This window comes from Pseudomonas sp. JV449 (assembly GCF_032424295.1).
Classification (GTDB): domain Bacteria; phylum Pseudomonadota; class Gammaproteobacteria; order Pseudomonadales; family Pseudomonadaceae; genus Aquipseudomonas; species Aquipseudomonas marginalis.
In genome coordinates this window covers 50,776-62,973 of sequence record NZ_VYKD01000012.1, presented here as the reverse complement: position 1 = coordinate 62,973, position 12,198 = coordinate 50,776, and the positions used below count along the sequence as shown (strand labels likewise).

Here is a 12,198-nt window from a genome sequence, read left to right as displayed (position 1 = left end):
CACGTCGTCCCTATAAAACGAACCGGAGAGGGAAAAATTAGCGGGGGATGGGAGGCGCAGAGCGAGCTGTCATCAAGGGTTACATCAATCCCGGGAACGACACACGAACCCCAGCTAGCATTGACGGACACCATCTTTTGCAACTAAATTTAGTTACACGCAGGGAACGCCGTGTCCAAAATGAAAAGCTGCTCGCCAAACTGCTCAACGAGCACATGGCATTTACCTGGCCCGAGCCCGTCACGCTGCTGCGTCGTCTTGGCTACACACAGATTGAGGGGGCTGGAAGCCGCGTCAAGTTCGACATGGGCGATCCGAGTGCAATGATCACCTTGCACAAGCCCCATCCCGGCAACGAACTGAAACACTACATTCGACGCCAGATCATCGAACAATTGAAATCAGGAGAACTGATTCAGTGAATAACCAACTGAAACACAATGGCTACGTCGGCTCTATCGAAGCCAGCCTCGAAGACAACTGCCTGTTCGGCAAGATCCTGTTCATCAAGGCACTGGTGAGCTACGAAGGCAAAACCGTCGCCGAACTGGACGCTGCATTTCGCGAAGCTGTGGACGACTACCTCACTACCTGCCAGGCCCTTGGGCAAACACCGGAGAAGCCGTGCAAAGGCTCGTTTAATGTGCGGGTCGGCCACGATCTTCATCTTGCCGCCGCCCTTGAAGCGACACGTAAAAAGGTGACCCTGAACGACCTGACGCGCCAGGCGCTGAACGAATTCCTGCAACATCACCGAGCGGACCCCTGCCCCGTGATTGGCTGACGTTTCATTGCCAGGATGACGCTCAACCCAACCGCCGATAGCCCAACACCGCTGACCCCATCACCACCGCCCCCGCCGCCAACGCCACCCAGAACCCGCTGGCGGCGCCAAAATGGTCGATCATCCAGCCGGAGCTGGCGGCACCGATGGCCACGCCGATGCTCAGGCCGGTGATCAGCCAGGTCATGCCCTCGGTCAGGCGGCTCGCGGGCACGCTCTTTTCCACGAGGGCCATGGAAACGATCAGGGTGGGGGCGAAGAACAGTCCGGAAATGAAGATGGCCACCGCCAGACCCGGAATGTTGCTGACCATCAGCAACGGCAAGGTGGTCAGCGCCGTGGCCGCGCCGCAGAACAGGAACTGCCGGGGCAGCGGCGCCTTGAGTTTTAGGGTGCCAAAGGCCAACCCCGCCAGGCACGAGCCGATGGCGTACACCGAAAGCACGATGCTTGCCGCCGCCGGTTGGCCCTGGTGCTGGGCAAAGGCCACGCTGACCACATCCACCACACCCACGATCACCCCCATGGCCAGCAGCAGGATTATCAGGATCAGTACCGACGGTGAGGCGATCAGCCAGCCCCGATGGTGAGCGTGGTGTTCATGTACCGGAGGTTCGGTCGCGCGTTGCAGCACAAACGTGGTAACCCCAACCGCCAGCAGCAACGCGGCCACCAGAGGCCCGGCTTCGGGAAACAGCACCACGCTCAAGCCCACCGAAATCGGTGGGCCGATGATGAAGCACACCTCATCCAGCACCGATTCCAGGGCAAAGGCGGTTTGCAGCCTGGGCTGGCCGCGGTACAGCTCGGTCCAGCGCGCCCGCACCATGGCCGACATATTCGGCATGCATCCCGCCAGGGCAGCAAACAGGAACAGCGTCCAGGTCGGTGCCTGCAACCGCGTGCACAGCAACAGCATCAACAGCGCCCCGCCGCCGATCAAGGCAGCAACCGGCAGCACCCGGCCTTGGCTGTACCGGTCCACCAACCGTGACACCTGCGGCGCGCAAAACGCTGTGGCCAGGGCGAACACCGCCGCCACCGAACCGGCCAGGCCATAGCCGCCGTGCACCTGGGAAAGCATGGTGATCAAGCCAATACCGGCCATGGACACCGGCATGCGTGCCAGCATGCCGGCCAATACGAAGGCCCGCGAGCCGGGAACCTGGAACAACTCGGCGTAAGGGTTTGCCATCCTGCTCAACCTCTTCCTGATGCCCTGGAACTTGCTATCCGCAGTGATCAAGGCAAAATACATACGGTGCGTATGTGGCGAATCATGCGTAACATACGCGGCGTATGTCAATCTTTCACTTGCCCATTGTGAGTCCTGCCCATGAGCCGAGCCCGTGCCGAAATGATCGAAGACACCCGCGCCCGGCTGCTTGCCAGCGCACGGCAGGCCTTCGCCACGCAAGGCTATGCCAAAACATCGATGGACGATTTCACGGCCCACGCCGGTCTGACACGCGGCGCGCTGTACCATCACTTTGGTGACAAGAAGGGGCTGCTGGCCGCCGTGGTTGCTCAACTCGATCGTGAGATGGACGCATGTTTGCAGCGTATCTCAGACGAAGCCCAAGACCCATGGAGCGGTTTTTGCGAACGCTGCCGCGCTTATTTGCGCATGGCCCAGGACGGCGAAATCCAACGCGTTGTGCTGCAGGATGCGCCGGCTGTATTGGGCGATACCGGCTCCCAGCAACACTGTGTCGAGTCGTTGCGCCAACTGCTGGAAGCCCTGATGCAGGCGGGCATCGTCCCTGGCGCACCGAGCCTGGCGCTGGCGCAGTTGATCAATGGCAGCCTGGTCAACACCGCCCTGTGGATCGCCCGGTCAGAACATCCGGATGAGCGTCTGGAGCAAGGTTTGCAGGGCCTGGAACTCCTGCTGCGCGGCCTGAAACTCACACCAACCGCTTGATCTGCTTATGCCGCCACACCAGCCGGTAGTACGCGGCCTGCAACCCCAGCATCGCCAGGTACGTTACCGGGAACGCCATCCAGACGCCTTCCAGGCCGAAGTGCGCATTCAACAGGTACGCCATCGGTAGCTCGACACACAGCACGCAGAAGATCGAGATCGCCACCGGCATCAGCACCACGCCGCTGGCGCGCATGATCCCGCCGATCACGGCCTGGAAGCCGAACACGAGGATGCTCCACAACATGATGTGCAGCAGGTGCTCGGCATTCACGCGTGCGGCGTCATCGGTGATGAACAACCCGAGCAACCAGTGCGACAACAGATAGCCCAGCACGATCAGGCCACCGGTCAGGCACGTATTGATCAACAGCCCGGTACGCAGGATCGGCCCGATACGCTCCAGCCGCCCGGCCCCAATCGCCTGGGCGCCGAGGATCGAGGCGGTGATGGCGATCGACAGCGCCGGGAATTGCACGTAGTTGACGATCTGCGTCACCGCGCCATAGGCCGCCGTGGCCTGGGAACCGTGGCCGTTGACCAAAGCCAGGATGACCAACTCCGACAGCGACAGCACCACCATCTGTAGGCCAGTAGGCAAGCCGATGCGCAGGACTTTGCCGAGGATCACGCGGTCCAGGCGCAAGGCCGCGAGCAGTTCGCGGTCCGGCGCCATCACATGGTTTTTATGGCGCAGGCGCAGGATCAGAAACAGCATCGCCGAGGCATTCCCCACCAGGCCTGCGTACACCGCGCTCTGGATCCCCAGGGGCGGCAGGCCAATCCAGCCGCGAATCAGCGCCGGGGTCAACAGCAGGCCGACCAGGGTCGAGACCATCAGCGCCAGCAGCGGCGAGATCGTGTCGCTGACCCCGCGCAACAGCTGGGTATAGAGGATAAATACCAGCAACAGCGGCATGATCAGCATCATCATCTGGGCATAGCCCACGGCATCGTCGAGCACATCCGCAGGCGTACCCAATGCCTGCAACGCCGGGCGCGCAAACAGGCTGCCCAGCACCGCTGCGATCAGGCCCACCAGCGCGCCGAGGGTCAGGGTGGCACCGGTAATCGCCTTGACCATCCCGGTTTCCTGGGCGCCCCAGGCCTGGCCAATCAGCACCGAAGCGCCGGCCCCCAGGCCGATCACCAGGGCAATGAAGAAGAACACGATGGGGAACATCCCCGACACCGCCGCCAGCGCCTGGGTGCCGAGCATCTGCCCGACATAAATACCGTTGAGGGTGCCGGAGAAGCTTTGCAGGAAATTGGACAGCACCATCGGTGCCAGAAAGATCAGGTAGACCTGCCACAGCGGGCGTTGCAAAGGGCTTTGCATGAAAAACGGGGCCTCGGAAAACTAAAGCGTCCGAGGGTTATACCGTAATTGGATCCTATCTTCCTGTGCTTTGCATGATGGATGGGTCGCCAACACTCGCTGGTTCCGATGCCCACATTGGATCTTCAGCATCACCCCGACTCAGGTCGCCACCCAGAAACGGCTCGGCGTGCCGATGGAATATGCACAGCCCAAGGAAGGCGCGGTGCTGCTCAACATGGCCGCACGCAATGACCAGCCGGAACGGGCGCAGAAACTCAACGCCTTGTTTCTGGCCGCCGAGGCTCAGGCACCGGCATTGGAAGAAGGCGACCAGATTCCGTCGAGCCCGACTACGCCGACCACCGACAAGACCCGAGCACGGGTGGACGCGATGCACAGTTACTTGCAGACGGCGAGTTGATCATTCCCACGCTACGTGGAACGATCATGGGGCGATGGGTAACGCACGTTTGTGGGCGGTCTTCAGGTAGGCGCGTTCCACGATGTCCCTCACCCGCTCACTCACCGGCTCACCCATCAGGTACGCATCGATCTCCTCGTACGTGCAGCCATAGGCATGCTCATCCAGCTTGCCCGGCGCCAACTCTTCGAGGTCGGCAGTGGGCTGCTTGTGCACCAGCTTCGCCGGGGCGCCGAGGGCACCGGCCAGCAGGCGCACCTGGGTCTTGGTCAGGCCCGACAGCGGGGCCAGGTCGCAGGCGCCGTCGCCGAATTTGGTGAAGAAGCCCATCAATGCTTCGGCGCCATGGTCGGTGCCGACCACCAGACCGTTGTGCAGGTTGGCCACGGCGTACTGGGCGATCATGCGGGTGCGGGCCTTGACGTTGCCCTTGATGAAATCCACCTGGGCGGCGCTGGCTTCGGTGGCGCTGAGGCTGGCCATCAGGCCGTCGACGCTGGCGGCGATGTTCAGGGTGTCGATGTGGTCCGGGGTGATGAAATCCAGCGAGGCCTGGGCGTCACTCTCATCGGCCTGGGTCTTGTAGGGCAGGCGCATGGCGATAAAGCGCGCGGCGTAGTCCTCGGCCCGCAGTTGCTCCACCGCCAGTTGGCACAGGCGCCCAGCGGTGAGGGAGTCGACGCCACCGCTGATGCCCAGTGCCAGGGCCTTGCAGCCTGAATGGCGCAAGGTGGTCTTGATGAAGTCGAGGCGCCGTTGGATTTCCTGGGCTTCACCGCCCTTCACCAATGTGCGATCGATGTTGAGTTCCTGCGCGATACGTTCCTGCATGTCACACCTCCACGTTGCCGACATTGAATACCTTCGCTGCGTACTGCAAAAACGAGGGGTCTTCGCAGACGTTCTTCACCGGGTCATCGGAGAACTTCACCACCGGTTCGCCGTGTACGCGCACCAGCTTCATGACGATGCTCAGCGGCTCGACGCCTTCCACATCGCAAGCCAGACTGGTGCCCATGCCGAAACCGAACCTGGCCTTGCCACGGATGTGCCGCAGGATCGGCAGGCACTTTTCGAAGTTCAGGCCGTCGGAGAACATCAGGTCCTTGGTCATCGGGTCGATACCCAGCTGTTTGTAGCGGGCCAGCACCTTGTCGGCCCAGGCGATGGGATCACCGGAGTCCTGGCGCAGGCCGTCATAGAGCTTAGCGAAGTACAGGTCGAAATCCTTGAGGAAAAAATCGGTGCTGATGGTGTCGGTCAAGGCAATGCCCAGGCGGCCGCGGTATTCACGCACCCAGTTTTCCAGGCCGGCGTTCTGGCTTTCGCGCAACCGCCCCAGTTGCTGATGCACCATCATCCACTGGTGAGCCATGGTGCCGATCAGCGGCAGGTCGAATTCGTAAGCCAGGTGCGCATTGCTGGTGCCGACGAACTGGCCGGGGAAGTCGCGGCGCATGATGTCCACCACTTCGCGCTGGGCCTTGAACGACAGGCGCCGGCGCGTGGAGAAATCGGAGACGCGCAGGTCGGCCAACTCCTCGCGGCTGAGGTTTTTCTCCAGCCAGTCGAACTTCTGGTAGAGCTTGCGGGTGACGTCTTCCAGGGTCACGTCGGGGTATTTGGCGCGGTTGCGCAGCTCGCTGACCAGCGCCAGTACCGGTTGTTCGAACATGATGCAGTGCAGCATCGGCCCGACCACACGGATGTTCAGTTGGCCGTCGACTTCGCTGACGTGGATATAGCGCAGGTTGAAGCGGAACAGGCCGAGGAAGCGTTCGTAGTCGGGGGTCAGGTATTCGCGAAAGCGTGGGTTGAACAGAAAGCGCAATTCGCCCTCGCGCATCTGCAGGCCGGCCATGTTCTCAAGCTCGGCGCGCAACTCGGGGATCAGGTGACCGAGCTTTTCCTTGGCGCGCACGATGAAGTTGTATTCCACATCGACATTCGGGTGCTGGTGCAACACCGCCTGCATCATGGTGAAGGTGTAGTAGTCGGTGTCGAGCAAGCCCTGGATCACCGGGGCTTCGTAGTCGTAGGCACTTTCCATGGTGTATCTCCTTAACGCGTGGCCATCGCGGCCAGTTCTTCGCGGGTGCTGCTGATGACGGCACCGGCCTTGAGCAACTCATTGACGGCCTGTACACCGCCCTCCTCACTGATCCCCCGGCACGCCGGCAGGTGCAGGACCACCTCCAGGCCGGCCTTGAGCAGTTGCAAGGCGGTGGTCTTGACGCAGTAGTCCAGGGCCAGGCCGCCGACGATCACGCGAGTGACGCCCTGGGCCTTGAGGTACTCGATCACGCCAGTGGAGAGTTTGTCGTGCAGGTCGTGATAGCAGGCGCCATAGGGGTGCAGGTCGGGTTCGACGCCCTTCCAGATGAAGTAGTCGTAGTCATAGGGCGTGGGCAGCTCGTCGAGCAAGGTAAAGCCTTCGGTGCCCGGCACGCAGTGGCTGACCCAGGTCACATCGGCGTGTACCAGGCCGGTGGGCTGGAGCATCTCGCTGTGCTGGGCGACCACCCAGGGTGCATGCGGGGTGTGGGCGTCCTTGCTGCCGACGCGGTGGCCGGCGAGGCTGGCCATGTAGTTGAGTTCGGCACCGATCCGGTCACCGCCGGCCACCGGCAACTCGTTGGGGCACAGCGGCGTGAAGCTCTTCTGGGCATCGACGTCGAATGAAGCAATGGCAGTTTTCGCAAGGGTCATGGCGGTTCTCCTGTGGCCTGGAAACAAAAGTACACGTCATGTACTTTCATTGCAAGAAACATTTATTTATCTATCCTGACGCAGGTACATGACATATCTGTTCGATCCGTTAGACTGTGCCCCACCGCTGTTCAGAAGGACGTCACATGCCCCTTAGCCCCTACCTCCATACCGTCGACCTGTGCGTGCTGTGCTACTGCCGCGCCGCCGGGGAACTCCAGTTGTTGCTGAACAAGCGCGAAGCCGAGCCCTTCGCCGGGCATTGGGCGTTGCCGGGGGTGGTGGTGAATGGCGGCGTGCAAGATCTGAGCCTCCAGGATGCGGTGGAACGCTTGCGCGCCAGCAGCAAGGTCGGCCTGGAGCTGGCCTGGAGCGAGCAAGTGGGCACGGTGGGTGATGCGTTTCGCGACCCGCGTTGCTGGTCGTCGTCAACGTACTACCTGGCGATCGTCGCGGATGAGGTGGCGCCGAGTGAGCATCAAGGCTGGTTCCCGCTGCAGGCGGTGGCCGATGGCAGCATCAAGTTGCCGTTCGATCACAACAGCATCGTCGCGGCCGTGCAGGAACGCCTGTTTTCCAAGTCGCTGTACAGCAGCTTGCCGCTGATGTTCCTGGGCAATGAGTTCAGCGCGCCGGAGGCGACCACGATCTTTTCCCTGGTGCTGGAGCGGCCGGTGCTCAAGACCAGTATTCGCCAGCGCTTGTTGAAGCTGACGGAAGCGGGATATTTGCGCGAGACGGGGCGCAAGAAGCAGGGTGAAGGCGGCAGGCCCCAGGCGACGGTGGAGAACCTGAAGCCTGGGGCGGTTTACTTCTTTGATCGCAGTTTTGCCGACTAGGCGCCCTTTTCAAGGACGATGACGTTCAAATGTGGGAGGGGGCCCGCCTATCTTGCTGATTCCTGGCTGGCCGCAGAGCTGGTATGCAGGGCGCTATGTAATGCCCCAACTGGTGGACGCTGCTTATCGAGTCATTGCGGTCGATCCTCGTGGTATGGGGAAAGTGATGCACCCATACGCACGGAGCTCATTCCACGTAACGGAGCCACAAATGCGTCCGGCCGGAGATCGCCTGTGCGACTGCACAAATGCGTGTCTGTAGGTCTTCATCGCTGGTGTTGTAGAGCGCACAGAAGTCTTTGGCTACGACGTTAGCAAGGGATGTATCAGGCGGTTCAGCACGAATGAAGCCGATGTAAGAAGCACCTACGCCCATCAACTCATAGCCATGTGCTTCTGAAAAGTGACGCGCAACCGCAAAGTTTTTCGCAGGATCCAGGTCGGACGTGAAATAGCCATTCGGGAAAGCCGCGAGTGCCTGGCAAGACTGCTGAACGGGCACCAGGAGCGCTGAAAGAGGCTGCTCTAGAAGAGAGACAGGGTCGTTCTGGTAAGCGATCCACTCTTGCAGGGCCTGCTCATCGAGTGTCAAACCATGAGCGCAAGCATCTTCGAAAGATGTGACTGCAGCCAAGTTCATGAAATTGCGATAGCAGATTGCAAACTCCGCTTTCGTAGTCGGATAGCCTATGTATTCACCATTCTCGAAGCACTCTGGAGGTAAGCCCGCTATGTCCTGCTCCGATGCATCGTCCATCCCTAAATTGTTGCGCGCATGCCCCGAGGTGTAGCGGGCTTGGTGCAGATCATCGAGCGAGAACAGAGGTTTAAAGCCTGGGTGCGCCACAGCAATCTTACGACGAGCTTCGGTCAGATCGTCAACGCTGGTAATTGCGCTCACGCCGTACTCATCGCATGTACCTACAGACGGATTATCACGCATGCCATTACCGCGAAATTCGATATCCATAAACCGTGGCCTCCTCCAGGCTGTTACTGAATTGAGTGAGTAATCCTAAGCGTTCCAGGATCATCATATGAAGATCTGCCTCCAAGCGACAACAGGACTTGGTTTGACTCCCCTGCCATCACAGAGCAGCACGCTACGCTAACGTTGACGTTCGTACTCCAAGGTCATGTTGATGTGCAAAACTGGCTTACCATGCAATTTCTAATCGACTCAGGGAAGAAAGCGCAGCGTTGGCACTGGCTTGCAACGCAGATCCACCCAATAAATTGTGGAGGTAACAGGATGGACAGAAAGCAGACTGCAGAGGTCAATCAGGACATTGAAGCGTCAATTTGGCGAACTGCTAATTGGCTGAATAAACCGAGCCTTTGCCAAGTCTTTACTGACGGCACCTTGGAGATGGTTACCGACGCCCAAACCGACTTCTGGCGTGAAACGCACTACGGATTCATACGCGACAGCGGACATTTCTTAGGGTTTTCAACCTCAGGAAGCTTTACTGCTCAGGTCAGAGTTAACGCCGATTTTCGCGAGCTCTATGATCAAGCCGGAATTATGGTCAGGCTCAATGAGGAGACTTGGCTCAAGGCGGGGATAGAATATAACGATGGAATGCCAATGATCAGCAGCGTGCTGACCCAAGGCCGGTCGGATTGGGCGCCTAGCTGCTTCACCGGTAACCCAAATGATTTCTGGCTTCGTTTAACCATTTCCGATGGAGCACTACGCTTGCAGTACTCAACGGACGGCGTGACTTGGCCATTGCTCAGGCTTGCACCCTTTCCAGAGGCGGAAAGCTATACGGTTGGCCCTATGTGCTGCACACCGGAACGGCAAGGGTTGAGGGTAAAGTTTTCTGAATGGTCTTTGAGTCAGCCCATCGGGCGAGACCTGCATGATTTGAGCTAGCCAGTATGTCGAGCAGGCAATCAAGCAGATGACTTTTTGATCCATCGGGGACTCTCGATTCCATGACATGGCCAGTTACCTCCTGGCCATGATTCATACATGTAAAGGTGTCTGCGGTCTGTACCGGGGCAAGCCCCCTCCCACAGTTTTGATTGGGGAATGACTTCAGCTCATCCAGTTGCCGCCGTCGACGTTGTAGGTCTGGGCCACCACATAATCAGCCTCCTTCGACGCCAGGAAAATCGCCATCCCGGTCAAATCCTCGGCCGTCCCCATCCGCCCGAACGGCACCTCCGCCCCCACCCGCCGCTTCTTCTCGCCAGGCGCCAGGCCTTCATGCCTGGCGAACAACGCATCCACCCCGTCCCAATGCTCTCCATCCACCACGCCCGGGGCAATGGCGTTGACGTTGATGCCCTGCTTGATCAGGTTGAGCCCCGCCGATTGCGTCAGGCTGATCACTGCCGCCTTGGTCGCGCAGTAGATCGCCACCAACGGCTCGCCACGCCGCCCGGCCTGGCTGGCCATGTTGATGATCTTGCCGCCGTGACCCTGGCGGATCATCTGCCGGGCGGCGGCTTGCAGGGTGAACAGCGTGCCGGCGACATTGATCGAGAACAGCCGATCAAAGCTGTCGCGGCTGATGTCGACGATGGGCGCCAGGTCGAACAGCGCCGCGTTGTTGACCAGGATGTCGAGCTTGCCGGCCTGGGCGATCACGGCGGCAAGTGCGCAGTCGATGGAGGCCTGGTCGGTGACGTCCATCGCTACCGCGTAGGCCTGTGGGCCAAGCTCGGCGGCAGTGGCCTGGGCCCGTTGCAGGTTGATGTCGGCGATGGCGACGGTCGCGCCTTCAGCGATATAGGCCTGGGCAAACGCGCGGCCAATCCCGCGCGCCGATCCGGTGATCAGCGCGCTCTTACCTTCGAGTCGTTTCATAAGGCAGGTGTCCTTTGAACATTATTTGGGATAGCCGGCGCGTTTCATTTCGCGCTCGGTGGTGGACTGCGCCTGGAGCAACGCCTGCTCGACCGACATGCCGCCCGTCAGCGCCGCCGAGAACAGCTTGCCGACGGACGTGCCGATGGCCTGGAACTCGGGGATGGTCACGTACTGGATGCCCACGTACGGCACGGGTTTGGCCGACGGGTGCGCGGGGTCGGCGTGCCGCATCATCTCCAGGGTCACCTGGGCAAACGGTGCGGCCTGGAGGTACGACGCGTTATAGGTGGACTGGCGGGTGCCAGGCGGTACGTTGGTGATGCCTTCTTTATCGGCGACCAACTGGATGTAGTCCTTGGACGTGGCCCAGGCGATAAAGGCCTTGGCGGCGTCCTTGTGCGTGGACGTGGCCGGGATGGCCAGCGACCAGGCGTACAGCCAGGAGGAGCCTTTGTCGGTGACTTCGGTGGGGGCCGCGGCGAAGCCTACGCTGTCGGCGACCTTGCTCTGGCTCTTGTCGGTGGTGAAGGAGCCGGCGACGCTGGCATCGACCCAGATCGCGCACTTGCCGCTGTTGAACAACGCCAGGGTTTCGTTGAAGCCGTTGCTGGACACGCCGGGCGGGCCGTATTGCTTGAGGGTGTTGACGTAGAAGTTGGCGGCGGCGGTCCATTCGGGACTGGTCAACTCAGGCTTCCACTGCTCATCGAACCAACGCGCACCGAAGGCGTTGGCCATGGTGCTCAGCAACGCGATGTTCTCGCCCCAACCGGCCTTGCCGCGCAGGCACATGCCGTATTGGCCGTTGTTCTTGTCGGTGAGCTTGGCGGCGAATTCACCGAGCTGCGTCCAGGTCGGGTGCGCCGGCATGCTCAGGCCGGCCTGCTTGAACAGGTCGGTGCGGTAGTAGGTGACGGTGCTTTCCCCGTAGAACGGCAAGGCATACAGGGTGCCGTTGACCGACAGGCCCTGGCGCACCGAGGGGAAGATATCGTCGGCGTCGTAATCGGCCGGCAATTGGGTCAGTGGTTCCAGCCAGCGCTTGGCGCCCCACAGCGGGGTTTCGTAGGTGCCGATGGTGAGCACATCGAACTGGCCGCCCTGGGTGGCGATATCGGTGGTGAGGCGCTGGCGCAGCACGTTTTCTTCCAGCACCACCCAGTTGAGCTGGATGTCCGGGTGCTGCTGCTCGAACACCTTGGAGAGGCGTTGCATGCGGATCATGTCGCTGTTATTGACAGTAGCGATGGTCACGGTGTCGGCTGCCTGGCTGGGCAAAGCCAAGGCCAGGCCGGAAAGCAGGAACAACGCTTGCGGAATCTTGGACATAGCGGTTTCCACCTGTTGTTTTTGTTGTTGAGGGCCGATTACAGCAGCTT

General features: G+C 60.6%; 14 protein-coding genes and 1 pseudogene. 7 read left to right on the top strand and 8 right to left on the bottom strand.

Annotated features, from left to right (window positions below; translation table 11 throughout):
* Positions 1 to 215 precede the first annotated feature (215 nt).
* Positions 216 to 422: a type II toxin-antitoxin system HicA family toxin gene (locus F6S08_RS12255; protein ID WP_315871649.1), complete on the top strand. Its 207-nt coding sequence runs from the start codon at positions 216 to 218 to the stop codon at positions 420 to 422.
* Entirely contained in the window at positions 419 to 784 is a 366-nt protein-coding gene (locus F6S08_RS12250; RefSeq protein WP_065949027.1) for a type II toxin-antitoxin system HicB family antitoxin, read from the top strand. Before F6S08_RS12255 ends, F6S08_RS12250 begins: the two co-directional genes overlap by 4 nt.
* Positions 785 to 806: 22 nt before the next feature.
* Here the strand turns inward: F6S08_RS12250 and F6S08_RS12245 are convergent, their stop codons facing one another.
* Positions 807 to 1,979, bottom strand: coding sequence for an MFS transporter (locus F6S08_RS12245; RefSeq protein ID WP_315871646.1), 1,173 nt, complete (start codon positions 1,977 to 1,979; stop codon positions 807 to 809).
* Between the two features lie 141 nt (positions 1,980 to 2,120).
* Here F6S08_RS12245 and F6S08_RS12240 point away from each other — a divergent pair, with 141 nt between their 5' ends.
* Entirely contained in the window at positions 2,121 to 2,708 is a 588-nt protein-coding gene (locus F6S08_RS12240) for a TetR/AcrR family transcriptional regulator (protein WP_315871645.1), read from the top strand.
* On the opposite strand, the gene F6S08_RS12235 is transcribed toward F6S08_RS12240, so the two are convergent.
* Positions 2,692 to 4,047: an MATE family efflux transporter gene (locus F6S08_RS12235; protein WP_065924401.1), complete on the bottom strand. Its 1,356-nt coding sequence runs from the start codon at positions 4,045 to 4,047 to the stop codon at positions 2,692 to 2,694. The two genes, F6S08_RS12240 and F6S08_RS12235, sit on opposite strands and share 17 nt — an antisense overlap.
* Positions 4,048 to 4,168: 121 nt before the next feature.
* Between F6S08_RS12235 and F6S08_RS12230 the strand changes: the two are divergent.
* Positions 4,169 to 4,444 (top strand): annotated as a pseudogene (locus F6S08_RS12230) (ABC transporter substrate-binding protein); the annotation flags it as partial.
* Between the two features lie 30 nt (positions 4,445 to 4,474).
* Here F6S08_RS12230 and nadE read toward each other — a convergent pair.
* Genes nadE through F6S08_RS12215 form a run of 3 tightly spaced genes read right to left on the bottom strand, consistent with a single transcriptional unit; the run spans position 4,475 to position 7,159 of the window.
* Positions 4,475 to 5,281 carry an ammonia-dependent NAD(+) synthetase gene (gene nadE / locus F6S08_RS12225; RefSeq protein WP_315871644.1) on the bottom strand — a complete coding sequence of 269 codons (807 nt, stop codon included), beginning with the start codon at positions 5,279 to 5,281 and terminating at the stop codon, positions 4,475 to 4,477.
* Position 5,282: 1 nt separating this feature from the next.
* Positions 5,283 to 6,500, bottom strand: coding sequence for a nicotinate phosphoribosyltransferase (gene pncB / locus F6S08_RS12220; protein WP_065924398.1), 1,218 nt, complete (start codon positions 6,498 to 6,500; stop codon positions 5,283 to 5,285).
* Between the two features lie 11 nt (positions 6,501 to 6,511).
* Complete coding sequence (locus F6S08_RS12215; protein ID WP_065924397.1) at positions 6,512 to 7,159, bottom strand: nicotinamidase; 648 nt, start codon at positions 7,157 to 7,159, stop codon at positions 6,512 to 6,514.
* A gap of 146 nt (positions 7,160 to 7,305) precedes the next feature.
* On the opposite strand from F6S08_RS12215, the gene F6S08_RS12210 reads away from it, so the two are divergent.
* Both F6S08_RS12210 and F6S08_RS12205 read left to right on the top strand, forming a co-directional pair.
* Complete coding sequence (locus F6S08_RS12210) at positions 7,306 to 7,998, top strand: NUDIX hydrolase (protein WP_065949033.1); 693 nt, start codon at positions 7,306 to 7,308, stop codon at positions 7,996 to 7,998.
* Between the two features lie 31 nt (positions 7,999 to 8,029).
* The gene (locus F6S08_RS12205) at positions 8,030 to 8,260 is read left to right on the top strand and encodes an alpha/beta fold hydrolase (protein WP_137213013.1); all 231 of its coding nucleotides are present in this window, start codon (positions 8,030 to 8,032) and stop codon (positions 8,258 to 8,260) included.
* Here F6S08_RS12205 and F6S08_RS12200 read toward each other — a convergent pair.
* The gene (locus F6S08_RS12200) at positions 8,186 to 8,968 is read right to left on the bottom strand and encodes a DUF4253 domain-containing protein (RefSeq protein WP_074846311.1); all 783 of its coding nucleotides are present in this window, start codon (positions 8,966 to 8,968) and stop codon (positions 8,186 to 8,188) included. The genes F6S08_RS12205 and F6S08_RS12200 overlap by 75 nt on opposite strands.
* Positions 8,969 to 9,250: 282 nt before the next feature.
* Here F6S08_RS12200 and F6S08_RS12195 point away from each other — a divergent pair, with 282 nt between their 5' ends.
* The gene (locus tag F6S08_RS12195; protein WP_083381361.1) at positions 9,251 to 9,877 is read left to right on the top strand and encodes a DUF1349 domain-containing protein; all 627 of its coding nucleotides are present in this window, start codon (positions 9,251 to 9,253) and stop codon (positions 9,875 to 9,877) included.
* Between the two features lie 165 nt (positions 9,878 to 10,042).
* On the opposite strand, the gene F6S08_RS12190 is transcribed toward F6S08_RS12195, so the two are convergent.
* On the bottom strand, positions 10,043 to 10,816 hold the full coding sequence (locus F6S08_RS12190; RefSeq protein ID WP_315871643.1) for an L-iditol 2-dehydrogenase: 774 nt from the start codon (positions 10,814 to 10,816) through the stop codon (positions 10,043 to 10,045).
* 21 nt (positions 10,817 to 10,837) lie between these two features.
* Positions 10,838 to 12,148 (bottom strand): ABC transporter substrate-binding protein, encoded by a 1,311-nt coding sequence (locus tag F6S08_RS12185; protein ID WP_065924394.1) that lies wholly within the window; start codon positions 12,146 to 12,148, stop codon positions 10,838 to 10,840.
* Positions 12,149 to 12,198: the final 50 nt, after the last annotated feature.